We start from the raw sequence: 24,124 nt of genomic DNA, 5'->3' as shown, positions 1-24,124 counted from the left end.
CGGCGTCTTCCCGGCACTGAGGGATCAGAGGACGTCCTCGACGCGGATCGGCAGGCGGTGGTGCCGCCGTCCGGTGGCGTGGTGCACCGCGTTGGCCACCGCCGCCGCCACGCCGACCATCGCCACCTCACCCAGCCCCTTGACCCCGACCGGGTTGAACAGCAGGTCGGGCTCGTCGACGAAGGCGACGTCGATCCGCTGGACGTCGGCGTTGACCATGACCGGGTACTCCTCGAGCGTCGCGTTGAGGAAACCGCCGAAGCGCGGGTCGGCCAGGCTTTCTTCGCGCAGTGCCCCGCCGATGCCCCACACCACGCCGCCGCGCACCTGGCTCGCCGCGGTCACCGGGCTGGCGACCCGGCCGCAGTCGACGACGCTGACCACGCGCGGCACGCGGATGCGGCACGTCGTCGGCTCGACGCGGACCTCGACGAAGTGGGCGACCCAGCTGAAGGTGCTGAACTCCGGGTAGACCGGCCCGGAGATGGCCAGGTGCCCGGCCTTCGCCTGCCCGGCCGCCTCGGGCGGCTGCCCCGGCCCGGTCGTCGTCACCTCGACCTCGACCGGATGCCCGAGCCGCGCGACGGCCGCGGCGACGTCGACCGCGCCGGTGGCCGCGGCGTCGAGGTGCTTGCGCAGCTCCCGCAGTCCCGCGTGGACGGCGGGCAGGGCGGTCGCGGTCCCCCACGAACCCGCCGTCAGGTGCTGCGGCGCGAACCGGGTGTCGCCGACGCGCACCTGCACGTCCCGGACGTCGAGCCCCAGGTCGCCGGCGACGAGCAGGGCGATCGACGAGCGGATGCCCTGACCCATCTCGTGGCCGTCGACGCCGACCGTCACGCGGCCGTCCGCGCTCGCGGTCAGGTGCGCGACGGCGGGTGCGGCGTGCCCCGGGTAGGCGCCGACGGCGACACCCCAGCCGATCCGCGAGCCGTCCGGCGCCCGCATCGATCCCGGCCGCGGGTCGCGGCTCGCCCAGCCGAACTTTTCCGCGCCGCGGCGGAGGCATTCGGCGAGGTAGCGGGTGGAGAACGGCCGTCCGCTCACCGGGTCGGTCCGCGTGTCGTTGGCCAGCCGCAGCGCGACCGGGTCCTGCCCGGTGACGCAGGCCAGCTCGTCGACCGCCGACTCGAACGCGAACATCGCCGAACTCTCGAACGGCGCCCGCATGTACCCGGGAGTCTGCACGTCGGTCTGCACCAGCCGGTGGCGGCCGCGGAACGCCGGGAAGCCGTAGAGCCGCGAGGTGACTTCGGTGTGCATGGCCGGGAAGAGGTCGTGGCGGGAGGTCTGCTGGTCGACCTCGTGCACGGCGGCGAGGATCCGGCCGGAGGCGTCCGCGCCCAGGCGCACGCGGTGGCGCGTGGCCGGGCGGAAGCTGCCGTTGTGGAACGTCTGCGGGCGCGAGAGCACCAGCTTGACCGGGCGGCCCAGCCGTTTCGCCACCAGCGCCAGCGGCGCCAGGTGCGGCTGCAGCGAGTTCTTCTGCCCGAAACCACCGCCGACGTACGGCGAGCGGACCTCGATGCGCGCCGGGTCGAGGCCGAGCTGCTGGGCGAGCCCGTGCCGGACCGCGGCGGCGTTCTGGGTGCCTTCGTGCACGACGAGCGTGCCGTCGCGCCACTCGACGACGGCGCCGTTGAGTTCCATCGGGACGGCGTGCTGGGCCGCGTGCTCGTAGCTGCCTTCGACCCGGACCGGGCTCGCGGCCACCGCCGCGTCGGCGTCGCCGACTTTGATGTCGGCGAGGAACGGCAGCGGGATCGCCTCCTCCTGCACCAGCGTGGTCGCGCCGTCGGCGGCGAGGCGCACGGCCGCCGGCTCGGGTTCGTACCCGGCGGTGACCAGCGACGCCGCCTCGGCCGCGGCGACCGGCGTCTCCGCCACGACCAGCGCGATCGGCTGGCCGCGGTAGGCGACGTGGTCGTCGAGCAGCGGCTGCAGGCTCTGGAAGGAGAACCCGCCGCCCATGATGAAGCCGGGTCCGCGCAGCTCCCCGGCGTCGAACCGGGTCACCACGAGCAGCACGCCGGGCACGGCTTCCGCCGCTGAAGTGTCCACATGCGACACGCGGCCGCGGCCGATCCGGGCCGGGACGAGTGCCGCGTGGGCGAGCCCGTCCGGGACGCGGTCGGTGCCGTAGGCGGCCCGGCCGGTGACTTTCTCGTGAGCGTCGACGCGGTATGTCATCGGGTGGCCCTCTCCCCGGAAAGGCGCACGGCGTCGGCGACCGTGCGGATGCCCAGCTCGACCCGGAATCCGTTGGTGGTGCCGCGCCGCGCGCCGTCGAAGGCGATTTCCCCGGCGTGGCGGGCATTCTCGGTGGTCAGGGGCGCGCCGCGCAGCGCGCGTTCGGCGTCCACCGCCCGCCACGGCCGGGTGGCGACCCCGCCGAGCGCGATCCGGCAGTCGCCGATGACACCGTCGGCCACGGTCAGCGCGACCGCGGCCGACGCGAGCGCGAAGGCGTAGGACTCGCGGTCACGGATCTTGAGGTAGACCGAGCCGCGGCCCGCGGGTGTCACCGGGACGCGGATGCGCAGGATCAGCTCGCCGGCGTCCAGGGTGTGCTCGCGGGACGGGTCGTCCCCCGGCTCGACGTGCAGCTGCGCGAGCGGCACGGTGCGTTCGCCGCGCGGGCCGGCGACGTCGACGACGGCGTCGAAGGCCAGCAGCGCGACCGCCCAGTCACCCGGATAGGTCGCGATGCAGGCGTCGCTGGTCCCGAGCAGCGCGTGCGTGCGGTCGTGGCCGCCGCGCGCCGCGCAGCCGCTGCCGGGTTCGCGCTTGTTGCACGGGAACTCCGGGCCGCCGCGGAAGTAGCTGCACCGCGTGCGCTGCAACAGGTTGCCGCCGACGGTCGCCATGTTCCGCAGCTGCTGCGACGCGGCCAGCGACAGCGATTCCGCCAGCGCGGGACAGCCCTCGCGGACGGCCGGGTGCTCGGCGACGTCGGCCATCCGCGCCCCGGCGCCGAAGACGAGTTCGCGCTCCCCCGCTTCGATCCCGGCCAGCTCGGGCAGCCGGTGCACGTCGACTACGGCGGGCGGGGTCTCGATGCCGAGCTTCATCAGGTCGCAGAGCGTGGTGCCGCCGGCGAGCACCTTGGTGCCGGGCACGGCGTTCCGCAGGGCTTCGACGGCCGAATCGACGCTGTCGGGCGCGTAATAGGCGAAGGGACGCATCAGGCCTCCCCGGCGGCTTGGCGGACGGCGGCGACGATGCCGGCGTAGGCGCCGCAGCGGCAGAGGTTGCCGCTGAGGTACTCGCGGATCTGGTCGTCGTCGGCCGTGTGGCCTTCGGCGATGCAGGCCAGGCCGGACATGATCTGGCCGGGCGTGCAGTAGCCGCACTGGAGGGCGTCGTGGTCGACGAAAGCCTGCTGCAGCGGGTGCAGGCCGCCGTCGGGCCCGGCGACGCCTTCGATGGTGGTGACGTCCTGCCCGGCGGCCTGGACGGCCGGGGTCAGGCACGACACGACGCGCCGCCCGCCGAGGTGGACCGTGCAGGCCCCGCAGTGGCCCTGGTCGCAGCCCTTCTTCGTACCGGTCAGGCCGAGCCGTTCGCGGAGCACGTCGAGCAGCGACTCCCGCGGGTCCAGCCGCAGCCGCACGGCTTCGCCGTTGACGGTCGTTTCGATTTCCGGAGTGGACACGCCCGCGACGCTAACCGCGCGCGACGCGGCAGCGCTTTCCCGTGATTGCTGCGGGACGGCCGTTTATTGCGCTCGGACCGCGGCCCGGTACGCGGAAGGCGACTGCCCGATCTGGGCACGGAAGGCCGACGCGAACCGCGAGGGCGTCGCGAATCCGCACACCTGCGCGATTTCCGTCACCGACAGGTCGCCGCGTTCGAGGTGGCGGCAGGCCCGCTCGACCCGGACCCGGGTGAGGTAGCGGTACGGCGTCTGCCCGGTCGCGGCCTTGAACACGCGCAGGAAGTGGAACGGGCTCAGGTCCGCCGCGGCGGCCATGTCCGCCAGGGTCAGCGGGAGGTGGTGGTTGTCCCGGATGAACCGGACGGCCCGGCGCGTCCGCAGCTCCTCGCGGCCCAGCTCGCGGGGCTGGGGCGCCGCCGCGTGCCGGGTCAGCAGGTGCACGGCCAGGAACGCCGCCGCCGACTCCGCGTACAGCTCGTCCGCCCCGGCCAGCGCCGCCGCGCCGAGGGCTTCGGCCACCGACGCGAGCACCGGGTCCTCGACGGCCAGTGCGTCCGGACGCCCGAGCCGCGTCGCGTCCTTGCCCCACAGCTCCAGCGCGGTGCGGTCGACCAGGGCGCCCGGCAGGTGGACATGCGTCGTCAGCGTGCGGGCGGGGCCGTGCCAGCGGATGCGGGTGGCGTGGCCGGGCGCGGTCAGGCCGATCGAGCCGGGGCCGTAGCCCGCCCGCCGCCAGCGGGCGCCCTGTCGCGACTCGATCGTCTTGGTCCCCGCGCTGACCAGCACGAGAACCTGCTCGTCGGCGGGCGGCAGGTCGACCTCGGCCTGCTCGGCGTTGTCCAGGACTCGCACGAGCAGCGCGGACCAGCCGTTGTCGCGGCGGCTGCACAGCCGCACCCGCGACCCGGCCGCCGGAACGAACGCCTCGGACACACCTCGACCCTAACCGGCTCAGCCCGCCAGCTCGGGCAGGGCCAGGGTGTGGCTGGTGTGCCGGACCTTGGCGTGCAGGTACCGGAGGTTGTCCGGGGTGGCGTGGACGCCGGTGGGCACGGTCGCGGCCACGCCGATGCCCCGCTCCCGCAGCTGCCGGACCTTGTCCGGGTTGTTGGTGAGCAGGTCGACCTCGGCAATGCCCAGCGCGGCGAGCATCTGGGCGGCGGCGGTGTAGTCGCGGGCGTCCTCGGGCAGGCCCAGCGCCGTGTTCGCCTGGTAGGTGTCGAGCCCGGCGTCCTGCAGGGCGTAGGCGTCCAGCTTGGCGTACAGGCCGATGCCCCGGCCCTCCTGACGCAGGTAGAGCAGGACGCCACCGGCGTCGTCGATGCGCTCGACGGCCTCGCGCAGCTGCGGCCCGCAGTCGCACCGCGCGGAGCCGAAGACGTCACCCGTGAGGCACTCGGAGTGCATGCGCACCAGCGGCCTGGCCGCGTCCCCGAAGACGAGAGCGAGGTGCTCGGCGCCGTCGGCCAGGCCGTCGAAGGTGACGACCTCGGCGGTGGCCGAGAAGCCGTCGGCGAAGTGCAGCGGAACCCGCACCCGGGTGCGGACGGTGGCAGCGGCGGGGATCATGGCGACTCCAGGCGTCTCGTTCAAATTTGAACTGTGATGCCGACCGTACTCCTTGAGTTCGAATTTGAACAAGAGGTACCGTTGTGACATGGGTCGTACGCGCTGGCTGAACGCCGAGGAGAAGCGGGCCTGGAACGCGTTCATCGGCACCTACGAGCTGCTCAACCGGCGGCTCGACCAGCAGCTGAAGCAGGATTCGGGGATATCCCACCTGCAGTACGTGATCCTGGCCCGGCTCTCCGCGGCCCCGGACCACGAGCTGCGGATGACGGAGCTGGCCTGCGCGGTGTCGAACTCGAAGAGCGGGCTGACCTACCAGATCGGCCAGCTGGAACGCGCAGGCCTGGTCCGGCGGCGCGCGTGCGAGAGCGACCCGCGCGCGGTCTACGCGGTGCTCACCGACGAGGGGATGGCCCTGCTGGAGCAAGCCGCGCCGGGCCATGTCGCGCTCGTGCGTGAGCTGCTGATCGACGTGCTCACCCCGGATCAGCTGACCGCACTGGCCGACGGACTCGGCGAAGTCAACCGGCGCATGCTCACCGACCGGGATCCTGGATGCAGCGACTGAATTTGTCCATTGTGGACTACCTGATCGTGTGATGATGTTCGAACGCGTGTTCGGCTAACGTGGGGGCATGGCCGACACCGGGCAGACCTCAGCAGCGTGGCAGCTCTCCGACGAGCAGCTCGCCACAGCACTGTGCGCTGCCGAGAAATCTCTCCGGGCCGCGTACGCCCGGCACCTGGACCTGGTGGCCGAGGCCGAGCGGCGTGGCCTGGGGCGTGCTTCCGGGTGCCGGGACACCGCAGGGTTCCTGGTCAGTGCTTCGCGTCTGTCCTGGGATGACGCCCGGACCCGGGTCGTGCTGGCCACCACCGAATTCACCGGAGTACGCGCCGCCCTGGCCGCTGGGGACATCAGCCCCGATCACGCGCTGGAGATCGTGAAGGTTCTGCGGCAGGCTCCCGCCACGCTTGAGGTGGGGCGGCTGGCCTCGGATGAGGTGACGTTGCTGGAGCTGGCGCGGCAGGCAATCCCGTCGACTGTGCGGAAAGCCGGGCAGCGTCTGCTGGCCTACTGGGACCTCGAAGGGAAAGAACCCGCGGCTCGGGAGCAGGAGCTGGCCCGGCCACGGCGGGAGTTCCGGTATTGCTGGACCCGCGACGGACGGATGAAGTTCTCCGGCGAGTTCGACGCCGAAACCGGCCACCTGGCCGAGGACTTGTTCGTGCCGTTGGCCAAACCGGATCCGGCGGATGAGCACGGCAACCCCGACCCCCGCACTCTGTCCCAGCGGCAGGGTGATGCGGTGGCGGCGATCTTCGACCTCGCCGCCCGTGCGGATGGGCTGCCGGTCAAGGCCGGGGAACGCGCCGTCGCCACCGTCACCATCGCCTACAAAGACCTCCTGCGCGACTCCGGGCTGGCCACCCTCGACGACGGCCGGGCTGTGCCGGTCTCGCAGCTACGCAGGTGGCTGTGCGATGCCAAGATCTACCCCGCCGTCCTCGGCGGCGAAGGCCAGGTCCTGGACCTCGGCAGATCTGCCCGCACCGCCACCCCGGCCCAGCGACGAGCCCTGGCGATCCGGGACCGGGGCTGCACCCGGCCGGGCTGCCCGCGCGGCCCGAAATGGACCACACCGCATCACGTGATCTTCTGGGCCACCCAAGGCGGCAAAACCAACATCAACGACCTCGCCCTCGTCTGCGAACGCTGCCACCAACTCATCCACCACGGCGGCTGGGACATCCAAATCCACCACGGCACCGTCTACTGGATACCCCCGGCCTGGGTCGACCCACAACGAAGACCCATCCGCAACACCGCCCACGACCCACCCCAACACCAAGCAGCCTGACCGGCCGGGACGGCCGAGACACCAACCGGTGCCTCGGCCACCCCGCCATGCCGCCTGCCCGGCAGCGCAGCCAACGGCCTGCCCACGCCGGCCGCCCGGCAGCGCAGCCCACGGTCTGCCCACGCCGGCCGCCAAGGCCACCCCGCAGCCGGCACCGGCATCCGCGCCCTTTCGATAACCGCGGCACAACTCCGGCTCCCAGGCAAACACGCACACCGCCGAACGACGTGGCCCGGACCCGAAGCCCGTGATCCGCCACCCAGCCGAGCTGGACTCCGCACCGGGCGCCACCCCCGACCGGGACACCGGAGGCCGTCATGGGCGCGGTCGCCGCGAGCCCCGGCCACCTCCTCCAGGGGCGTGACGCGCGTCACCCCGGAATTCCGGAACCCGGGGACCGCCGCCCGGCAAGAGCAGATGACACTGGCCGGAGCGAAAGGCGGGCGATGACCCCGGAAGACAAAGATGCCGACGACGACGCGAGCGTGATCGCGCGGTCGCGGCACGAGCCCAGCCTGTTCTCGGTGATCTTCGACCGGCATGCGCGGCACATTCACCGGTACCTGGTGCGGCGGCTCGGCCCGGCCGCCGCCGACGACGTGCTCGCCGACACCTTCCTGATCGCCTTCGACAAGCGGGGAAAGTTCGACACCGAGCGGCCGGATGCGCGGCCGTGGCTCTACGGCATCGCCACGAACCTCGTCTCGCGGCAGCGGCGGACCGAACTGCGGGAACTGAAACTGCGGCTGGCGCTCGGGCCGCCCGCCGCCGAAGCCGGGCATGCCGACCGGGTTGCCGACCAGGTCAGCGCGCAGGCCCTCGGCGGACGGCTCGACCAGGCGATCGCCGCGCTGCGGCCGCGGGAACGGGACGTCCTGCTGCTCGTCGCTGCCGAAGGGCTCGGCTACCAGGAGGTCGCCGAAGCGCTCGCGATTCCCGTCGGCACCGTCAAGTCCCGGCTCAACCGCGCCCGTGGCCACGTCCGCGCCGCTCTCGGCCCCCTCGACCTCGTGAAGGAGACCTCCGGTCATGGATGAACTGGACCTGATCCGCGAACGCGCGGAAACCGTCGGCTTCGCGTCGGCCGACGACCTCGCCCCCGCCCGCGAGCGGCTGCTGGCCGCGGCCCGCGGCGGACGGCCCCGCCGGACACGGCGCTGGTTCTGGGCCGCCGGCGCCACGACGATCGGGCTGGCCGCGGCGATCACCGCCGTGGTGGCCCTCGCCCCGGCCGACCGCATCGGGGTCGGGCCCGCCGTCGCGCACGCCGATCCGGTCAAGGTGCTGACCGCGGCGGCGAACGCGGCGCTCAAGGCACCGGCCAAGCCCCCGCGGCCCGACCAGTTCCTCTACGTGAAGACCGAGTACCGGGCCCACCACACCCGCGAGGTGTGGTTCTCGGTCGACGGCACCCGCGACGGCCTGATCGGCGACACGAAGATCCCCGGCTGCCGCGACGGCAAGGCCCCCATCTACGGCGCCAACGACCCGAGCAAGGAAGGAACACTCGAAGACTGCCAGCCGTCCCCGGCCTACCGGACAGACCTGCCGACGACCGCCGACGCGATGCTCGCCTACCTCTACAGCAGGCCCGGCGCGCAGCGGGACAACGTCAACGCCATGGGCAAGGACGTGCTCAGCCTGGCCGACGAGCAGTTCCTCCCGCCGGCGGCGTACGCGGCACTGTTCGCGGCCGCCGCGAAGGTGCCCGGCCTGACCGCCCTCGACCACGTCACCGACGGTGCGGGCCGCCCGGGTGTCGGGATCACGTGGCCGGTCGGGCCCGGCGCGTCCCCGAAGGCGAAGCCGGTCGTGCTGGTCTTCGACGCGACCACCTACCAGTTCCTCGGCACCGACGACAGCGCGGTGACCGTGAAGACGTTCGTGGACCGCGCGGGACAGCGTCCCTGACGGCCCGGGTCAGGTCGCGGCCGGGTGGCTCCACAGCCCGGCCGCGCTCCCCCGCGCCACGTGCTCGCTGTAGACGTCCACCTTGTTCGTGATCACGGCGAGGCATTCGGTCAGCTCGGCGATCCGCGCGACCACGCGTTCCTGGTGCTCCCGCAGCAGTTCCAGCCGTTCCGCCTCGGTGCCGGGGCCCTGGCGCACCAGGTCGGCGAACTTCCGGATCTCGGCCAGCGGCATGCCGGACGCGCGGAACTTCGTGCAGTAGTGCAGCCACTCGACGTCCCACTCGGTGTAGACGCGGCGCCCGCCCGCGTCCCGGCGGACCGGGCCCGCCATCAGTCCTTCCCGTTCGTACAGCCGCAAGGCGTGCACGCTCATCCCGGTGCGTTCGGCCACCTGCCCGATTCCCAGCTCCACAGGCCCCGATGCTAATCCCCGTGGCGGCCCGACCGGTTTCACTCCGGCCCGAAACGGATCGACACCGGCCCGCGCCTGCCCCGATTCTTGACGCCGACCGACCCCGACGAGAGGCCGACAGCAATGCACAAGACGGCAGTGAAGAAGACGGCACTGAAGAAACTGGGCGCGAGAGTCCTGATCGGCGGGCTGGTGGCGATCGCCGCCCTGCTCTCCACCGGGACCGCGGCCCAGGCGTCCTACTGGGATTTTGTCGAATGGCGCGGCAAGCTGTCGCAGTGCGACGCGGACGGGCAACTGGAGGTGCGCCAAAACGGCGCACTCGGGTACTACTGCGCCGAGGCGACCGACTTCGGCTGGGACCTGTACGTCCAGCGTCCCTGAGCGGCCGCTGTTGACCTAGACCGCGGTCAAGCTCCTAGCTTCGCCGTCATGAACACGCACCAGCACAAGATCGGCTCCGGTTTCGGCCACCGCACCACCGCCGCGGAAGTCCTGCACGGCATCGACCTCACCGGCCGGACCGCCCTCGTCACCGGCGGCTATTCGGGGCTGGGCGCCGAAACCACCCGGGCCCTCGCCGCCGCCGGGGCGCACGTGATCGTCCCGGCGCGGCGACCCGCCGAGGCCCGCGCCGCGCTCGCTGCCGAGGTCGCAGCTGCTCAGGCCGCCACTGCCGGAGCCACTGCCGAGGGCGCCACCGCCGCGGGCACTGCCGAGGTCGCCGCACTGGATCTCGGGGATCTCGGCAGCGTCCGACACTTCGCCGAGGACTTCCTCGCCTCGGGCCGCGGGCTCGACATCGTCATCGGCAACGCCGGGATCATGGCCTGCCCGGAAACCCGCGTCGGCGCCGGGTGGGAAGCTCACTTCGCGGTCAACCACCTCGGCCACCATGCCCTGGTCAACCTGCTGTGGCCGGCGATCAACCCCGGCGCGCGCGTCGTCATGGTGTCCTCGGCGGGGCACCAGCTCTCCGGGATGCGCTGGGACGACGTCCAGTTCGAGCGCGGCTACGACCGCTGGCTGGCCTACGCCCAGGCCAAGACCGCCAACGCCCTGTTCGCCGTCCACCTCGACGTGCTCGGCCGGGACCGCGGCGTCCGCGCGTTCTCGGTGCACCCCGGCGCCATCCTCACGCCGCTGCTGCGGCACCTCACCCGCGCGGAAATGGTCGAACGCGGCTGGGTCGACGAGGACGGCAGGCTCGCCGACCCCGAGTTCAAGACGCCGGAACAGGGCGCGGCGACGCAGGTCTGGGCGGCGACCTCCCCGCAGCTGGCCGGGCTGGGCGGGCTGTACTGCGAGGACTGCGACGTCGCCGAGCCGACGGACCGGTCCGACATGGTCGCCGGTGTCCGCGAGCATGCCGTCGACCCCGGCGAAGCCGAGCGGCTTTGGGCGCTTTCGGCCGAGCTGACCGGTGTGAACGCGTTCCGGATGTGAGAAAGAGCCGGACTCGCAACCTTTCCGGGCTCTCGTCCGTGCTTCAAGGGTGTGAGGACTTCTTCGGAACGACGACGGCGCTTCCGCGCGCGGGCGATGGCGGTCGCGGTGCTGGCGGGGGCCGGTGTCGCGTTCGCCCACACCGCCACGGGGCCGGCGACCGCGGGCCCGGGACCGGTGCTGGCCGCGGGGCCGGGCGGGCACAGCCTGCCCGACCCCGCGGCCCCGGCGGGCACGGCCACGAACCCAGCCACGAACCCGGCCGAGAACCCGACCGAGAACCCGGCCAAGAACACAGCGCCGAACCCGATCCTGCCGTTCAACGCGAAGCTCGTCTCCGACGACATCCCGGTCCCCGGCGGCGGGGTGCGCAGCGGCGCCTGCAGCGGGTCGCTGATCGCGCCGCGGTGGGTGATCACCGCCGGGCACTGCTTCCACGACGTCAACGAGGTCCGGGTCGGCGGGCGGCCGCAGTACACGATGACGGTGACCGTCGGCAAGCTCAAGGACAGCGATCCCGGCGGGCACACGGCCGAGGTCGTCGACGTCCGGCAGTCCCCGGTCAACGACCTGGCGCTGGCCGAGCTCAGCACGCCGGTCGAGGACGTCGTCCCGGTGCGGCTGCCCGGCACGCGGCCCACGGTCGGCGAGCAGCTGCAGTTCGCCGGCTGGGGGTCGCACTCGGCGACCGTGCTCGGGCCGTCCGACCACCTCAAGCGCGGGCGGTTCCGGGTCTCGGCCGTCGACGCCACCACGCTGGAGGCCCTGCCCGTCGGCACCCGCACAGTCGAGAACGGGCCGTGCCCGGAGGACTCCGGCGGCCCGTTCTTCGTCTCCGACGACGACCACACCGGGACACTGGTGGCGATCGTCAACACCGGACCGCCGTGCCCAGGGCCGGGCGCCGAGACGATCGCGCGGGTGGACGTCGTGGCAGGCTGGATCCGCGAGCAGATCGGCTGAGCCGCGGCGCTCAGCCGCCGGCGTGCCCGATGACGAACGCCGTCAGGAAGCCGAGTGTGGCGAGCAGGCCGGTGTAGAGCTCCGTGCGCTCGAACGCCTCCGGGATCATCGTGTCGGCGATCATCGCCAGGATCGCTCCCGCGGCCACCGCCGTGATCGCGGCGACCGTCGCGGGGGACGCCGTCCGCAGCAGGAGGTTGCCGAGCAGGGCCGCCAGCCCGCTGGCCAGCGCGATGCCGCCCCACACGCCGAAGACGTACCCGGCGCTGCGCCCGGCCGTCTTCATGCCCGCCGCGCTGGACAGTCCTTCCGGGACGTTCGAGATGAACACCGCCGCCAGCACCGTGATCCCGATCCCGCCGCCGCCGAGCAGGGACACGCCGAGCACGACCGACTCCGGGATCCCGTCGAGCAGCGCGCCGACGGCGATGGCGGCCCCGCTGCCCGCGGTGTCCTGTTCGGACGGCTGGTGGCCGCCGGAGCGCTTGCGGTGCCGGGCGCCGCGCCGGGCCAGGAGCACGTTGATCGCGACGTAGACGACGGCGCCGCCGAGGAAGCCGCCCGCGGTCGGCCCGAGCCCGCCCGCGTGCTGGGCCTCGTCGACCAGGTCGAAGGCCAGCGCGGAGATGAGGACACCCGCCCCGAAGGCCATGATCCCCGCGACGGCCCGCCGTGGCACGCGCACCCACCACGCGACCGCGGCGCCGAGGACCAGCGCCACCCCGCCGAGGAGTCCCCACAGTCCCGCCTCCGCCCATTGCGGCACGCACAGCCCCTTCCGCCGACGTCGTGACCGTCCGGGAACGGACTACCCGGATGCGCCGCCGGGCACACAAAAGCGAGCACAAAAGATTGTCCTGATGTGCACGGACATTCCCCGGACATTGCTCTTCTTGTCCCGGTCCGCACAGCGCTGCGAGGGTCGTCCGGGTACCGGCACGAGACCGCCGGTCGTCGAGAAAGGATCGGACATTCCCATGCGCACCAAGACCAGGAAGCCCGCCCGCGCCGCCGCCGTCGTCGGGACGGCCGTCGCACTCGCCGGCCTGTCGGCGGGCCTGACGGCCGCCCCGGCCCAGGCCGGCACCCTTTCCCTGTGCTCGGGCACGGCCTCCGGCGCGCTGGCCAAGTTCGGGCCGGTGTCCAAGCAGTGCTCCTACACCAGCCCGGCCAGCGGCTGGCGTGGCAAGCTGCGGGTCGAGTGGAACACCCAGTCGGGCACCAACCAGGCCGCGTGCGTGGAGGCCCGGATGGGCAAGGCGGTCCACCCGGACCCGTGGCAGGGCATCGGCTGCGGCAAGGCAGGCGTCGGGCTGGTCAAGTGGCCTGCCAACACGCTGTCGAACCTCGAGGTCCGGGTGAAGGGCAGCGGGACGAGCCTGATCGTCAACGTCGACTACTACATCTGAGCACTTATCTGAGCACCGAGCCCGGTCCCGTGAGACCTCGCGGGGCCGGGCTCAGCCCGCGTGCACCAGGAAGTAGATGCCGTTGGACTGCGGCAGGTAGAGCCGCCCGCCCGAGTCGACCATCTTCCAGTACACCTGGCACGGCCCGGGCGTGCCGCGCGCCTGGACCGGCACGCTGACGGTCACCTCGGCGCCGGGCTCGGTGTCCGGCAGCGGCACGCGTGCGTCGGTGTGGCAGACGTCCAGGCCGTCGAGCGGGGGCAGGCGCTGGAGGAACCGGCCGTGCCACGGGACCGTGCCGGCGTTGCGCAGCCGCCAGGTCTTGACGAACCGCTCGTTCAGCGCGACGCGGCTGCCGTCCGGGTAGGTGACGTCGGCGACCAGGCTGGAGGCGTCGCCCTCGATGGGCAGCGACGGTTCGCCGCCGCGGGTCCGCGGCGCGCTGACGGCGACGACGACGGCCGCGGCCACCACCACGACGACGAGCACGGCGACCAGTACCCAGCCGTGGCGGCCCGGCCGCGGCCCGCTTTCCGGTTCCGCGGGGCCGTCCTGGCGTGCGGCGCTCCAGCGGGCGCGCCATTCGAGCCGGGTCTGTTCCTCGTCGCGGCCGAGCACGGTGACGGCGAGCGGCCGCACGAACTCCCAGGTGGTTTCCCAGCTGGGCAGCTGCAGCCCGCGCGCGGCGGCCGCCAGCGCCGATTTCGACGCCACCGCCCCGAATTCGCTGCGCATCCGGTCGTAGGACGGGTCGCCCGCCTCCTCCTTGAGCGCCAGCAGCGCGTGCGCGAACCCCGCGACCGGCCCGGCATCCGGATCGGGACGGCACGCCCGGCGTCCCCGCTTGCGGCCGTCCACCTGCTCGATCGTCATGCACCGCCTTTCCCCCGACACACCCCCGGTCGCGACGGTAACGCAGCCGCGCCGCGCCCGCCGACGGCGGCCGGTGAAGATCACTCCGAGGTGGACGCCGGGGCTGGCTCAGGCGGATTCCGGGTACATGTAGTGATCGACGGCACCCCGGTCGAACAGGCGCCACTGCTCGACCGGGCCACCGCAGGCCGGAAGCACCTCGATCACGAGGGCGCCGGTGAGCAGCAGGGTCAGCGTGCCCGCCCGGCCCAGCTCCGCCGACTCGACGACGTGCTCGGCGGCGGCGAACCGTTCGGTGAACCGGCGGGCGTGCTTGTCGAACATCGTCGTGTTCGTCCGCCAGGCTTCGCCCGCGTCGGCGTCCGCACGGCCCGGGTAGGCCATGTCGACCGTGCCGAACAGGACGCGATCATCGAGGCTGACGCGGAACGGGCATTGGGCGTGCAGGCGTGTTTCGACCGCGCCGCGGGCGAATCCCGCCTCGGCGATGTCCAGTGTCCGGCCGAAGCCGGTGGCCCGGGTCCCGACCAGGGCAGCCACTCCGGCGCGCAGTTTTTCGATCGTCGACATCGGACACATCCTCGCAGCCAGCTTCGCCAAAGGGCAGCGAATTCCGCCCCACCGGCCCGCGCCGCCCCCGCTAGCCTGGACCGGAAACGATCGAGGGGGCGCGATGCGGGTGCTGCTGACGGGACTGCCGATCCGGTCCCACCTGCTGCCCGCGCTGGTGCCGCTGGCGCGGGCCGCGCAGGCCGCGGGGCACGAGGTCGCGATCGCCACCGGCGGCGCGGTCGCCGAGGACGTCGAACGCCTCGGGGTGCCGGTCGTCGTCCTGCCGGACGTGCTGACCCCCGGAGAACTCGGGCGGCGGCCGGAGCTGGTGGACCCGGAGCTGCCCGCGAAACTCCGGCGCTGGCGGCCGGAGCTGACCGGGCCGCTGGCGCTGCCGCTGTTCAACGACACGATGACCGCGGAGTTCGCCGCGAACGTCGTCGCCGCCGGGTGGCGCCCGGACGTGATCGTGCGGGAGACCAACGAGTACGGCGGGCTCCTGGCCGCCGAGGTGCTCGGCGTGCCGTCCGCGGTCGTGGACGTCGCCCCGCTGATCAGCAGGCTCGTGCCGGATCTGGCCGCACGGCTGGACGTCCTGCGCGGCGGCCTCGGGCTGCCGCCGTCCGGCGCGGCCGCCGACCGGCTGACCGCGGGCCTGCTCCCGCAGGCGTGGTACCCGCCGGAGCAGCGCACCCCGGGTCACCGCTACCACCGCGTGCCCGAACCGGCCGTGCCACCGGCCGGAGACGGGCCGGCGGTGTTCGCGGCCTTCGGCTCGAACGTCCAGGCGCTGCTGCCCGCGGAGTCCGCGCTGATGACGATCGTGGTGGAGGCGCTGGGGGCACTGGACGTCCCGGCCGTGGTCGCGCTGGGCAGTGAAGCGGCGGTGACGTCGTGGACGGGTCCGCGTCCGGCGAACGTCGAGCTGGCGGGATTCGTGCCGCAACGCGCGGTGCTCGCCAGCTGCCGCGTTTTCCTGACGCACGCCGGGTTCGCCAGTGTGCGCGAGGCGCTGACGGCCGGGGTGCCGATGGTGGCGCTGCCGCTGTTCGCCGACCAGCCGGCGAACGCCGCCCGCGTCGCGGAACTGGGCCTCGGTCTCCAGGTCGACCCGGCGGGCCTCACCCCGCAGACGCTGGCCGCAGCGGTCTCGCGCGTGCTGGCCGAGCCCGCTTTCCGGTCCGCCGCCGGGGAATTCCGGCGGCGCATCGCCGAGCTGCCGCCGCTCACGGACTTCGTCGCCGCACTGTCACCCGGGTGAGTGTGGCGGGCGTCACGGAATGCCTGTCGATCTTCGGCGCTACAGAGGGTTGGAACCCGAACGTCGGCAAAGGAGAAACCATGCCCGCCACGGAAGAAACCGCCACCGTCCCCGAGCTGGACGACTTCGACTTCCCGCTCACCGACGGTGCCGCCTGCCGCATCGACGACCCGGACTGCGAAGCCTGCCAGTGACGGCCTCGGCGCCGGCCGGAGCACCCGGCCGGCGCCGGCGGAGTTCCGGCTGGACGTGCCGGCTAGACGTGCCGGTTTAGATGTGCACTGCCAGCCACAGCGCCATCCAGCCGACGCACGCCAGTGCGCCGCCGACGCCGAACGCCAGCAGCACGCGGCGCAGCGCCGCGACGACTCCGGCCCGGCCCGTCATCTCGGTGATTCCCGCTTCAGCCATGGGCAGCAGATGCCCCGGCGCGGGCGCGGCAAACATCCGGTCCGCCGATTCGCCTGGCCGGGTGACGGTCACAACGCGGCCAGCGCCACCCGGTCGCGTCCGGCTTTCTTGCCCGCGTACAGCGCGTTGTCCGCCGCGCGGATGACCCCGTCGAGGCCCGCTTCGGGTACTTCGGGATCGAGGGCCGCGCCGATGGTCGCCGACAGCGTCACCGGCTCCCCGGAAGGCGTGGTGATCCGCAGCGAGCGGATGCGGAGCCGGATCCGCTCGGCGATCGCCCGTACCTCGGCCTCGTCGACGTCGGGCAGCAGGACGGCGAACTCCTCGCCGCCGTAGCGGCCGACCGTGTCCCCGCGCCGGACGGCCTTGGTGAGCGCGGTCGCCACCTCGGCGAGGACGTCGTCGCCGACCGGGTGGCCGTGGGTGTCGTTGATGCGCTTGAACCAGTCGAGGTCGATCATCAGCACGCCGATCCGGCCGCGGGCCGCGCGGGCGCGCTCGAGGGCGTGCTCGGCCTGCTCCTGCCAGGCGATCGCGTTGAGCAGCCCGGTGCGCGGATCGGTGCGCGCGGCGAGCTTGAACTGGTCGAGCTGGACGCACTGGTGCAGCGCGTAGGTCGGGACGATCATCAGCAGCGCGGCGGGCGGCCACCACAGCAGTGCGAGCGCCACGAACACGCCGAGCGCCAGCTGGCTGAGCTCCAGCAGGTTGTCCGAGGCGGTGCCGAGGAGCCGTCGCGGGTTCCCGGCGGGCACGGTCCAGGCGATCACCGTGCCGACGAGCGCGGTGTTGACGCCCCACTGCACGGCCCCCGCGGCGAGCACCGCGGCCAGGTCGGCCCAGCCGGGCCGGAAGCCGTCCCCGAGCCGGGCCAGGTGCTCGTGGGTGCCGCTCAGCCGCAGGACAGCGGACGCGGCGGTGGCGGCCAGTGCCAGGGTGGCGGCGGTGAACACCGTCCGGTGCGGCGGGCGGACCGCGTCGAACCGGTTGACCAGCACCCAGCGGTGGCCGTAGATGACCGCCACCAGCGCCAGTTCCAGCAGCAGCGGCAGCACGACCGCCCCGGCGAAGATCCAGACGCTGCAGAGGTCGACGTACGGCGAGCCCGAGCGGTCGCGGCGGCGTCGCTCGATCAGGTGCGAAGCGTGCAGGTGCAGCAGCGCCGCGGCGGCGAGCCAGCCCGCCGACGCCCATTCCGGCGGCGTGGGCGTCTCCCCCGCCGCCAGCACGAGCACGCCGAAGGCCAGCAGGTCGGCCCCCAGCACCAGCAACCGCACGCGGGCAGGCAGCGACCACAGCTTCCACCGCGGCGATGCCCGGTCCCCGGCGGTGACCCCGTCTCCCCTCATCGCAGCGCCTCCCCACGCGCCCGTGATCACCTGATTGCCCACAGTAGTCTGGCTGGGGCAGGATGTCAGCCGATTCCGGCAAGCACGACCCGACTGGGTGCGGTGGCCTGCCGCACCGGCCCACGGCACAGAAAGGCGAGCCCATGCGCAACAAGAGCTGGTGACCCGCGAAGGATCTCCCCACGCACCGGGAAGGAGCACGCGATGAGCGACAAGGGCTGGTGACCTCAGGCTTCGGCCGGCAACGCGGCCGAAACCGCGTCCGGACGGCGACGCGCCCAGGCCGCGGCCGCGGCGAGTGCGACCAGCGCTCCCGCGGTCCCGGCCGCGGCGATCGCCGTCGCCGGGCCGGCCAGCTGTGCCAGAAGCCCGCCGAGCACGATTCCCAGCCCCTGCCCGGCGACCATCCCGGTGCGCGCGAACCCCAGCGTCCGGCCCCGCACCTGCGGCGGGGACAGCTGGACGAACGTCGCGCCCGCGGTGACCTGGTAGGCCGAGCACATCCCGGAGACGAACAGCAGCGCCAGGGCCGCGCCCAGGCCGGGCTGGGCCCAGTAGGCCATCAGCGGCGCCGACGTCCCGACGGCGAGCACGCCGAGGGCCCGCACCCGCGCGGGCCGGGCGATCCGCCGCAGCAGCAGCGCCCCGGCGACCGCACCGGCCGGTTCGGCGGCGAGCAGCACGCCGACCCAGCCGCCGTCCGCGCCGACCTGCCGGGCGAACGGCACGGCCAGCCCCTCGGGCACGACGGTGAACAACGCCAGCCAGCCGAGCCACACCAGCGTCGTCAGCCGCCGGTCCCGGCGCACGGCCACCGCACCCGCGGCCACCTGGTGCCACGAGCGGCGCCACCAGGTCGCGCCGCCGACCACGCCGTCCGCCACGCCGTCCGACGGCGGCGGGTGGACGCCGAGGCCGGTGCGCAGCAGCACGGCGGAGACGGCGAAGGTGGCGGCGTCGATGGCGAGCGCGGCGTGCGCGCCGACGCCGGTGACCACGAACGCGGCGGCCGCGAAGCCCAGCACCAGGCACAGCTGCGTCGTCACCTGCTGCACCGCCTGGCCCGCCTCGTACCGGCCGCCCAGCAGTTCCGGCAGCACGGCGCCCTGCGCCGCGGAGAACGGCGCCTCGGCCAGCTGCACCAGCACCAGCAGGGCGGCCATCAGCGGCAGCGGCACGGCGGGCACGGCCATCACGGCGACCAGCAGCGCCCGGACGACGTCGCAGGCGACCAGCACGCGCCGGCGCGGAAACCGGTCGGCCAGCCAGGAAAGCAGCGCGCCCGACACGAGCGCGGGCAGCATCGACAGCGCGTAGGTCGCCGCGCTCAGCCCCGCCGAGCCGGTGCGCTCGAAGACGAGGATCGCCAGCGCGACCCGCGCCAGCTGGTCCCCGGCCACCGACAGCAGGCCCGCCAGCCACACGACCCGGAACCCGCGCACGGCGAACGCCGACCACGTCCCCTGCATCCCCCACCCCTCCAGGCCGTCACGGAGCGCGCCGTTCAAGGTGCTCAGCGTAGCGCCTGGGGCAACCGGCAGCGGTGATCAGGGCGCTTCCGGGCGGCGGCGAACCGGGAGCCGGGGTGTCACGACCGCGACGGCCAGCAGGAACAGCCCGATCGGCAGCCCGTACCGGTGCGGGGCGAGGATCCACACGACCGCCGCCACGGCCACCAGCACGAGGCCGGTGACCCAGGGCCACCACGGGCGTCCGGATGATCTCTGCGCGGCGACGGGGTCCTCGGTGTCGGGCATGGCTCAGCCTCCAGGGAACCGGGCCACCGCCGGGTGCGGCGGTGCAGCGGAGCGCCCGAGACGGATCATCCGGTGCGACCCCCCTCGTGCACGGGGCGGCACCGGACGGCACCTCCCCGTGATCGACGGTACGAGCAGCAGGCCGGTCCGGGCTGCGTCCATTCGGGTGGCGGTTCCCGCGGCGGGCGACCGCGCGCACCGATGCGTCCACAGTGGACTCAGGGGACTCGGCGGACTCAGCGGCCCGGCGGTTCCAGCATCGGCACGAGGAACTTGCGGGCCAGGTCCCGCACCTGGTCCTCGTCGTCGAGGTCGACGACGAAGCTCGGAGTGACCAAAAAGGACGCCGACACCCTGGCCATCAGCTCGGCCACCAGCTCCACGTCCACCGCGGCGGAGACGGTGCCCGCCGCCTGCTCGCGGCGCAGCTGTCCCGCGACGAACCGCTGCACCGCGGCCAGCGTCCGGCCGCCGTCGCTGACCATCGACGGGACCAGCACCTCCGGTTCGATCGCCATCAGCCCGCCGATCAGGCGGTTGTGCCGGATCGCGCGCAACGCGCTGACGAAACCCAGCACAACCCGGTCGGCGGCGGTGGCCGCCTGCCCGATGTCGGCGCGGAACCGGGCGAAGTACCGGCGGAACTCGCGCCGCACCACGTGTTCGACCAGGGCGTCCTTCGTCGCGAACCGGCGGTAGACGGTGATCCGGGAAACACCGGCGCGCCGGGCGACGTCCTCCATCGTCGAGCGGCGGATGCCCATCAGGCAGAACTGCTCGTAGGCGCCGTCGAGGACGCGGCCGGTCAGCTCGTCGTGGTCGTCGGCGCCGTCGACGGCTTCGGCGAGTGCGCGTTCCAGCAGGGAATCCGGCGTCATCGCGCCGAATCGTACAGGTTCCACCGGCTGCCCCTCCTTGAACCGATACAGCGCCGCGGGCCTCTGGCCAGGCGGCCCGGCCTGTGCTCCCCTGGATGAGATACGCAATTACGCCACGCGTATCACCGTATCATCGGAGACTCGAAGAGGAGCCCGGCGCATGAACGGATTCAGCAGGCGGAAGATGTTGATCGCGGGCGGCGGCGCCCTCGGCGCGCTGGCCTGGACGTGGTCGCCGAGCGGCTCGGTCGCGCGGGCGGGGACGGGCACCGATCCCCGCTGGGTGTGGGACGCCGAAGCCGATCCGCTCGTCGCCGCCCTCCTCGACCGCGGCGACGTGCCCCGCGTCAACGAGCTGCTGCGGACCTGGACCCGCAACGACCAGCCGCTGCCGGCGGGGCTGCCGGACGACCTGCACGCGTTCATCGAACGGGCGCGACGGCTGCCCGCCTGGGCCGATCCCGCGAAGCTCGAGCGGGCGGCGGCGTTCACCCAGGTCAAGGGCCCGTACCTGCTGCTGGGCTACGGGCTGGGCAGCGGCATGATGAGCACGGCCATCCCCGGCGAGGCCCGCGCGGTCTACTACTCCAAGGGCGGCGCGGACATCAGGGACCGCATCGCGAAGACGACCAAGCTCGGCATCGACCTGCACGAGCTCAACGCCTTCCACCCCGACGGCCACATCATCGTGACGGCGGTCAAGACGCGGCTGGTGCACGCCGCGGTCCGGCACCTGCTGCCGCAGTCACCGGGCTGGGCGCGCACCGGCGGCGGGCGGATCCCGATCAGCCAGCACGAAATCCTCGTCACCTGGCACAGCCTGCCGACGTTCGTCATGCGCAGGCTGGCCGAGTGGCGGGTCCCGGTCAGCGCCGCCGAATCCGCCGCGTTCCTGCACCTGTGGCAGGTGAACGCGCACCTGCTCGGCGTCCCGGACGAGTACATCCCGGCCACGTGGGAGGCGGCGCAGGCGCAGTCCCGGCAGATCCTCGACCCGGTCATGGGACCGACGCCCGAGGGCGTCTCCCTGGCCGACACCCTGCTGACGATGGCGAGCCAGGCCGCGGGCCCGGGTCAGCCGATCGCCCGCGACCTGCTCAACGCGCTCACCCGGTACGTCGCGGGCGACCGGGTCGCCGACTGGGTGCAGGTCCCCCGCGAGCCGGTCTGGGACCCGCTGATCCGCACCGGTTTCCCGCAGTTCGTGGCGCTGCGCGAAAAGCTGGTCCCGCTGCCGCTGCTCCCGCCGATCGCCTGGACGCTCGACGAGGTCGTCCGGCGGCTCATGATGTTCTACCTGTCCGAGGGGAAACCGGTGGACATCGTGATCCCGGAGACGAACCGTCCCGGGTGAGCGCGGGTCAGTACGGCTGCTGACCGGGCGCGGCGCGGCCGCACCAGAGCGCGGTCGGCTTCACGATCGCCAGCGTCAGCGTCGCCCCGGCCGGGATCAGCACCAGCAGCAGGCCGAGGAACGCCCCGCCGACCCGCATCCCGCCGACGCCGAAGTAGCCCACGCCCACCGCACTCAGCACCACCGACACGACCGACAGCAGGATCGCCAGCGAGCTGCCGACGATCGTGAGGATCCGGCCGACGGGCTTGCGCACGAACAGCAGGATGCCGCCGGGGAGCAGGGTTCCGGTCAGCACCAGGTTCTGGATGCTGAGGAGGATGAAGAGCCCGGGCGTGTAGCCGCTGGCGATCCCGACGACGCCGCCGACCAGCCCGATGAGGTAGAGCAGCCCGCCGAGCACCGCGAGCACGCCGGCGATGATCGCCGTGACCCCGCTCGGCTTCGGCGGCTGCATCCCGTACCCGCCCGGATACGGCGGCTGGGCGGGATACGGCTGGCCCGGGTACGGCTGGCCGGGATAGGGCTGGGCCGGGTAGGGCTGCTGGGCGGGGAAGCCGCCCGACGGCGCGGGCTGCTGAGCCGGGAAACCACCCGAGGGCGCGGGGTAGGGCTGCTGGCCGGGATAGGGCTGTCCCGGCGGCCCGGGCTGCTGCGGATACGTCATGACGTCCTCGGTCTCACCTCGACCGCCCCCACGGTTCGCCACCTCGCCTGCGGCAGCTACGGCCTGCTCGAAGTGTCTCACGGGCGGCCCGCGCGGCCGCCGCCGACACTACTGCCGCCGGCTCGCCTGCGAACGCCGCAGCGCCCGCGGCGTCACCGGTCCGGGGTGCCCGCCGCGGACCCGCGGACGCTGCGCACGATGTCGCGCCACACCGAGCAGGGCCGCCAGGGCGCCTGGATCTTCTCCAGCGACCGGCGCCGCCGCTCCTCGACCGCCAGCAGCCGGACACGGACGTCGGGGCAGATGCGCTCCAGGACCGCCACGTCCCTGGCCCGGATGCCCGCCGAGCGCGGATCCAGCGTGAGGAGGAACCACCTGCTGCAGTCCGCGGCACGGGACAGCCCAGCCTCGTCGAAGATCTTCAGTGCCTTCTCGACGCTCTTGCCCGCACGGGCCGGGCAGGTCCGCCGGTGGATCCAGGCGAACACCATGTGCGCGCGCCCGACGAGGCTGGCCGACGTCGCCGTGTGGTTCACCGTGGCGGTCAGTGCCCGCACCGCCCGGTCGACCAGCTGCTCGGCCCGGGCGAAGTCGCCTGCCCGCACGCTGATCTCGGCCCGCAGGAGGATCAGCTCCGGGTGCTCGGTCATCCGCTGCGCGAGGTGCCCGGCCGCCCGCTCGGCCAGCGCGTGCGCCCGGTTCAGCGACCGCCGCCCGCCGAGCAGCAGGTACCGGGTGAACCAGACGTGGGCGTACACGTGCTCGCACACCCCGATCTCGCGGGTGCGGTCGCCGACCTCCTCCAGCAGCTTGACGGCCTCCCCGGCCTCGGCGAGCGCGGTGCGCAGGTGGTCGGTGCGCGCCCGGCCGGTGGTGTCCTCGGCGAGCCCGCGGTGCACGTGGGCGAGGCAGGCGAGCCCGAGCGCGGCGATCGTCGGCTCCCCCAGTTGCCTGGCCAGCTCGACGCCCTCGGTCACGACGGCCTCGGCGAGCCGGAACTCGCGCCGCCGCCGCAGGAGCCAGCCCAGCCCGCCGATCAGGACCAGTGCCTTGGCCCGCCGGTCGCCGCCGGGTCCTGCCCGGGTGTTCAGCCCGGCCAGGACCCGGTAGGTCACCTCCTCCAGCAGCTGCGCGCCACCGCCGCCGGCCGCGGCGTCCTCGACCACCGGCAGGGCGGCGACGATGTGCTCGTGGTCGACCACGCCGCGTTCGACCAGCCGCAGCCATTCGCGCATCAGCTCCGGCACGGCGTCGGCGCCGGCGGACGCCGAGCGCAGGTCCCGCAGCACGTCGTCCGGGTCCCGCCCGGGCGCCGGAGCTTCGCAGGCCCCGAGCCGGCGCAGCCGGACGGCGATCTCCTCCGCGCCCTCGCCGGTGTCCGGGTCGTACCGGCTGATCGTCATGCTGCGCAGCAGTTCGGGCGCGTCCTCGGCCGCGAAGCCCGGCGCGGCGACCGGGACGATCGGGCAGTTCGTGGCCTCGCACTGGTTGTAGAACTTCTCGATCACCAGGTGGCTCTCGAACTGCACGCCCCGGCGGCCACCGGCAGGCGACTTCACCCCGAAGTTCCGGGCGTAGTCCGGCGAAAGGACGCAGACGACCAGGTTGTCCCGGATGCTCGCGATCATCCAGGCCGGCTGGGACGAGACGTTCTCGACCTTCAGATCCCCGTCCCAGAGCACCACCAGCCCGCGCGCCCGCAGGACCGCCACCAGGGATCCCGCGAGGCGTTTGCCTTCCTCGTCGTGCGCGTAGGTGACCACGACCGCCATGTCGAGACCTCCGGAGAC

General features: G+C 73.4%; 26 protein-coding genes. 10 read left to right on the top strand and 16 right to left on the bottom strand.

Going from position 1 to position 24,124, the window contains the following annotated elements; translation table 11 throughout:
• Nucleotides 1–24 precede the first annotated feature (24 nt).
• The 5 genes from ABJI51_RS11770 to ABJI51_RS11750 form a co-directional block, all read right to left on the bottom strand.
• Nucleotides 25–2,190 carry a xanthine dehydrogenase family protein molybdopterin-binding subunit gene (locus ABJI51_RS11770; RefSeq protein ID WP_348950071.1) on the bottom strand — a complete coding sequence of 722 codons (2,166 nt, stop codon included), beginning with the start codon at nt 2,188–2,190 and terminating at the stop codon, nt 25–27.
• A complete protein-coding gene (locus ABJI51_RS11765; RefSeq protein ID WP_348950069.1) occupies nt 2,187–3,185 on the bottom strand; it encodes an FAD binding domain-containing protein in 999 nt (332 codons plus the stop codon). Before ABJI51_RS11765 ends, ABJI51_RS11770 begins: the two co-directional genes overlap by 4 nt.
• The gene (locus ABJI51_RS11760; protein ID WP_348950067.1) at nt 3,185–3,655 is read right to left on the bottom strand and encodes a (2Fe-2S)-binding protein; all 471 of its coding nucleotides are present in this window, start codon (nt 3,653–3,655) and stop codon (nt 3,185–3,187) included. The genes ABJI51_RS11765 and ABJI51_RS11760 overlap by 1 nt, the downstream gene beginning before the upstream one ends.
• A gap of 63 nt (nt 3,656–3,718) precedes the next feature.
• Nucleotides 3,719–4,591: a helix-turn-helix domain-containing protein gene (locus ABJI51_RS11755; protein WP_348950065.1), complete on the bottom strand. Its 873-nt coding sequence runs from the start codon at nt 4,589–4,591 to the stop codon at nt 3,719–3,721.
• A gap of 18 nt (nt 4,592–4,609) precedes the next feature.
• Nucleotides 4,610–5,227 carry a GTP cyclohydrolase II gene (locus ABJI51_RS11750; RefSeq protein ID WP_348950063.1) on the bottom strand — a complete coding sequence of 206 codons (618 nt, stop codon included), beginning with the start codon at nt 5,225–5,227 and terminating at the stop codon, nt 4,610–4,612.
• An 88-nt stretch (nt 5,228–5,315) separates the two neighbouring features.
• Here ABJI51_RS11750 and ABJI51_RS11745 point away from each other — a divergent pair, with 88 nt between their 5' ends.
• The 4 genes from ABJI51_RS11745 to ABJI51_RS11730 all read left to right on the top strand — a co-directional run bounded on the left by ABJI51_RS11745 (nt 5,316) and on the right by ABJI51_RS11730 (nt 9,000).
• The gene (locus tag ABJI51_RS11745; protein ID WP_348950061.1) at nt 5,316–5,795 is read left to right on the top strand and encodes a MarR family winged helix-turn-helix transcriptional regulator; all 480 of its coding nucleotides are present in this window, start codon (nt 5,316–5,318) and stop codon (nt 5,793–5,795) included.
• Between the two features lie 67 nt (nt 5,796–5,862).
• On the top strand, nt 5,863–7,089 hold the full coding sequence (locus tag ABJI51_RS11740; RefSeq protein ID WP_348950059.1) for an HNH endonuclease signature motif containing protein: 1,227 nt from the start codon (nt 5,863–5,865) through the stop codon (nt 7,087–7,089).
• A gap of 446 nt (nt 7,090–7,535) precedes the next feature.
• Nucleotides 7,536–8,126: an RNA polymerase sigma factor gene (locus tag ABJI51_RS11735; RefSeq protein ID WP_348950057.1), complete on the top strand. Its 591-nt coding sequence runs from the start codon at nt 7,536–7,538 to the stop codon at nt 8,124–8,126.
• On the top strand, nt 8,119–9,000 hold the full coding sequence (locus ABJI51_RS11730; RefSeq protein WP_348950055.1) for a CU044_5270 family protein: 882 nt from the start codon (nt 8,119–8,121) through the stop codon (nt 8,998–9,000). The genes ABJI51_RS11735 and ABJI51_RS11730 overlap by 8 nt, the downstream gene beginning before the upstream one ends.
• A gap of 9 nt (nt 9,001–9,009) precedes the next feature.
• Here ABJI51_RS11730 and ABJI51_RS11725 read toward each other — a convergent pair whose 3' ends face one another.
• A complete protein-coding gene (locus ABJI51_RS11725) occupies nt 9,010–9,414 on the bottom strand; it encodes a MerR family transcriptional regulator (protein ID WP_348950053.1) in 405 nt (134 codons plus the stop codon).
• Between the two features lie 123 nt (nt 9,415–9,537).
• On the opposite strand from ABJI51_RS11725, the gene ABJI51_RS11720 reads away from it, so the two are divergent.
• The 3 genes from ABJI51_RS11720 to ABJI51_RS11710 are packed head-to-tail and all read left to right on the top strand — an operon-like array spanning nt 9,538 to nt 11,823.
• Nucleotides 9,538–9,798, top strand: coding sequence for a hypothetical protein (locus ABJI51_RS11720; RefSeq protein ID WP_348950051.1), 261 nt, complete (start codon nt 9,538–9,540; stop codon nt 9,796–9,798).
• Nucleotides 9,799–9,846: 48 nt separating this feature from the next.
• A complete protein-coding gene (locus ABJI51_RS11715) occupies nt 9,847–10,860 on the top strand; it encodes an SDR family NAD(P)-dependent oxidoreductase (protein ID WP_348950050.1) in 1,014 nt (337 codons plus the stop codon).
• A gap of 51 nt (nt 10,861–10,911) precedes the next feature.
• Nucleotides 10,912–11,823, top strand: a complete 912-nt coding sequence (locus ABJI51_RS11710; RefSeq protein ID WP_348950048.1) for a S1 family peptidase — start codon at nt 10,912–10,914, stop codon at nt 11,821–11,823.
• Between the two features lie 10 nt (nt 11,824–11,833).
• On the opposite strand, the gene ABJI51_RS11705 is transcribed toward ABJI51_RS11710, so the two are convergent.
• A complete protein-coding gene (locus tag ABJI51_RS11705) occupies nt 11,834–12,589 on the bottom strand; it encodes a ZIP family metal transporter (RefSeq protein ID WP_348950046.1) in 756 nt (251 codons plus the stop codon).
• 211 nt (nt 12,590–12,800) lie between these two features.
• Here ABJI51_RS11705 and ABJI51_RS11700 point away from each other — a divergent pair, with 211 nt between their 5' ends.
• A complete protein-coding gene (locus ABJI51_RS11700; protein WP_348950044.1) occupies nt 12,801–13,232 on the top strand; it encodes a hypothetical protein in 432 nt (143 codons plus the stop codon).
• Between the two features lie 51 nt (nt 13,233–13,283).
• On the opposite strand, the gene ABJI51_RS11695 is transcribed toward ABJI51_RS11700, so the two are convergent.
• Nucleotides 13,284–14,105 (bottom strand): NBR1-Ig-like domain-containing protein, encoded by an 822-nt coding sequence (locus ABJI51_RS11695; RefSeq protein ID WP_348950042.1) that lies wholly within the window; start codon nt 14,103–14,105, stop codon nt 13,284–13,286.
• Nucleotides 14,106–14,213: 108 nt separating this feature from the next.
• Entirely contained in the window at nt 14,214–14,675 is a 462-nt protein-coding gene (locus ABJI51_RS11690; protein WP_348950040.1) for a hypothetical protein, read from the bottom strand.
• Nucleotides 14,676–14,778: 103 nt separating this feature from the next.
• Between ABJI51_RS11690 and ABJI51_RS11685 the strand changes: the two genes are divergently transcribed.
• On the top strand, nt 14,779–15,918 hold the full coding sequence (locus ABJI51_RS11685; protein ID WP_348950038.1) for a glycosyltransferase: 1,140 nt from the start codon (nt 14,779–14,781) through the stop codon (nt 15,916–15,918).
• Between the two features lie 270 nt (nt 15,919–16,188).
• Here the strand turns inward: ABJI51_RS11685 and ABJI51_RS11680 are convergent, their stop codons facing one another.
• The 5 genes from ABJI51_RS11680 to ABJI51_RS11660 form a co-directional block, all read right to left on the bottom strand.
• Nucleotides 16,189–16,329, bottom strand: coding sequence for a hypothetical protein (locus ABJI51_RS11680; RefSeq protein ID WP_348950036.1), 141 nt, complete (start codon nt 16,327–16,329; stop codon nt 16,189–16,191).
• Nucleotides 16,330–16,397: 68 nt separating this feature from the next.
• Entirely contained in the window at nt 16,398–17,678 is a 1,281-nt protein-coding gene (locus ABJI51_RS11675; protein WP_348950034.1) for a GGDEF domain-containing protein, read from the bottom strand.
• 227 nt (nt 17,679–17,905) lie between these two features.
• On the bottom strand, nt 17,906–19,147 hold the full coding sequence (locus ABJI51_RS11670) for an MFS transporter (RefSeq protein ID WP_431605606.1): 1,242 nt from the start codon (nt 19,145–19,147) through the stop codon (nt 17,906–17,908).
• Nucleotides 19,148–19,225: 78 nt separating this feature from the next.
• Complete coding sequence (locus ABJI51_RS11665) at nt 19,226–19,435, bottom strand: hypothetical protein (RefSeq protein WP_348950030.1); 210 nt, start codon at nt 19,433–19,435, stop codon at nt 19,226–19,228.
• A 236-nt stretch (nt 19,436–19,671) separates the two neighbouring features.
• Complete coding sequence (locus ABJI51_RS11660; RefSeq protein WP_348950028.1) at nt 19,672–20,337, bottom strand: TetR/AcrR family transcriptional regulator; 666 nt, start codon at nt 20,335–20,337, stop codon at nt 19,672–19,674.
• Between the two features lie 136 nt (nt 20,338–20,473).
• On the opposite strand from ABJI51_RS11660, the gene ABJI51_RS11655 reads away from it, so the two are divergent.
• A complete protein-coding gene (locus ABJI51_RS11655) occupies nt 20,474–21,667 on the top strand; it encodes an oxygenase MpaB family protein (RefSeq protein WP_348950026.1) in 1,194 nt (397 codons plus the stop codon).
• 7 nt (nt 21,668–21,674) lie between these two features.
• Here the strand turns inward: ABJI51_RS11655 and ABJI51_RS11650 are convergent, their stop codons facing one another.
• Together ABJI51_RS11650 and ABJI51_RS11645 are read right to left on the bottom strand one after the other, a co-directional pair.
• Complete coding sequence (locus ABJI51_RS11650; RefSeq protein ID WP_348950024.1) at nt 21,675–22,334, bottom strand: hypothetical protein; 660 nt, start codon at nt 22,332–22,334, stop codon at nt 21,675–21,677.
• 152 nt (nt 22,335–22,486) lie between these two features.
• Entirely contained in the window at nt 22,487–24,106 is a 1,620-nt protein-coding gene (locus ABJI51_RS11645; protein ID WP_348950022.1) for a hypothetical protein, read from the bottom strand.
• Nucleotides 24,107–24,124 lie beyond the last annotated feature (18 nt).

It is taken from the genome of Amycolatopsis melonis (assembly GCF_040064235.1).
In the GTDB taxonomy this organism is placed as follows: domain Bacteria; phylum Actinomycetota; class Actinomycetes; order Mycobacteriales; family Pseudonocardiaceae; genus Amycolatopsis; species Amycolatopsis melonis.
The sequence above is the reverse complement of the archived record's forward strand: the minus strand, read 5'-3'. Positions and strand labels throughout refer to the sequence as shown.

Bases quoted from the DNA above. Each gene is read 5' to 3' on its own strand.
- ABJI51_RS11770 (WP_348950071.1), bottom strand. From the start codon at position 2,190: ATGACATACCGCGTCGACGCTCACGAGAAAGTCACCGGCCGGGCCGCC.
- ABJI51_RS11765 (WP_348950069.1), bottom strand. From the start codon at position 3,185: ATGCGTCCCTTCGCCTATTACGCGCCCGACAGCGTCGATTCGGCCGTC.
- ABJI51_RS11750 (WP_348950063.1), bottom strand. From the start codon at position 5,227: ATGATCCCCGCCGCTGCCACCGTCCGCACCCGGGTGCGGGTTCCGCTG.
- ABJI51_RS11745 (WP_348950061.1), top strand. From the start codon at position 5,316: ATGGGTCGTACGCGCTGGCTGAACGCCGAGGAGAAGCGGGCCTGGAAC.
- ABJI51_RS11740 (WP_348950059.1), top strand. From the start codon at position 5,863: ATGGCCGACACCGGGCAGACCTCAGCAGCGTGGCAGCTCTCCGACGAG.
- ABJI51_RS11735 (WP_348950057.1), top strand. From the start codon at position 7,536: ATGACCCCGGAAGACAAAGATGCCGACGACGACGCGAGCGTGATCGCG.
- ABJI51_RS11730 (WP_348950055.1), top strand. From the start codon at position 8,119: ATGGATGAACTGGACCTGATCCGCGAACGCGCGGAAACCGTCGGCTTC.
- ABJI51_RS11720 (WP_348950051.1), top strand. From the start codon at position 9,538: ATGCACAAGACGGCAGTGAAGAAGACGGCACTGAAGAAACTGGGCGCG.
- ABJI51_RS11715 (WP_348950050.1), top strand. From the start codon at position 9,847: ATGAACACGCACCAGCACAAGATCGGCTCCGGTTTCGGCCACCGCACC.
- ABJI51_RS11700 (WP_348950044.1), top strand. From the start codon at position 12,801: ATGCGCACCAAGACCAGGAAGCCCGCCCGCGCCGCCGCCGTCGTCGGG.
- ABJI51_RS11695 (WP_348950042.1), bottom strand. From the start codon at position 14,105: ATGACGATCGAGCAGGTGGACGGCCGCAAGCGGGGACGCCGGGCGTGC.
- ABJI51_RS11690 (WP_348950040.1), bottom strand. From the start codon at position 14,675: ATGTCGACGATCGAAAAACTGCGCGCCGGAGTGGCTGCCCTGGTCGGG.
- ABJI51_RS11685 (WP_348950038.1), top strand. From the start codon at position 14,779: ATGCGGGTGCTGCTGACGGGACTGCCGATCCGGTCCCACCTGCTGCCC.
- ABJI51_RS11680 (WP_348950036.1), bottom strand. From the start codon at position 16,329: ATGGCTGAAGCGGGAATCACCGAGATGACGGGCCGGGCCGGAGTCGTC.
- ABJI51_RS11675 (WP_348950034.1), bottom strand. From the start codon at position 17,678: ATGAGGGGAGACGGGGTCACCGCCGGGGACCGGGCATCGCCGCGGTGG.
- ABJI51_RS11670 (WP_431605606.1), bottom strand. From the start codon at position 19,147: ATGCAGGGGACGTGGTCGGCGTTCGCCGTGCGCGGGTTCCGGGTCGTG.
- ABJI51_RS11665 (WP_348950030.1), bottom strand. From the start codon at position 19,435: ATGCCCGACACCGAGGACCCCGTCGCCGCGCAGAGATCATCCGGACGC.
- ABJI51_RS11655 (WP_348950026.1), top strand. From the start codon at position 20,474: ATGAACGGATTCAGCAGGCGGAAGATGTTGATCGCGGGCGGCGGCGCC.
- ABJI51_RS11650 (WP_348950024.1), bottom strand. From the start codon at position 22,334: ATGACGTATCCGCAGCAGCCCGGGCCGCCGGGACAGCCCTATCCCGGC.
- ABJI51_RS11645 (WP_348950022.1), bottom strand. From the start codon at position 24,106: ATGGCGGTCGTGGTCACCTACGCGCACGACGAGGAAGGCAAACGCCTC.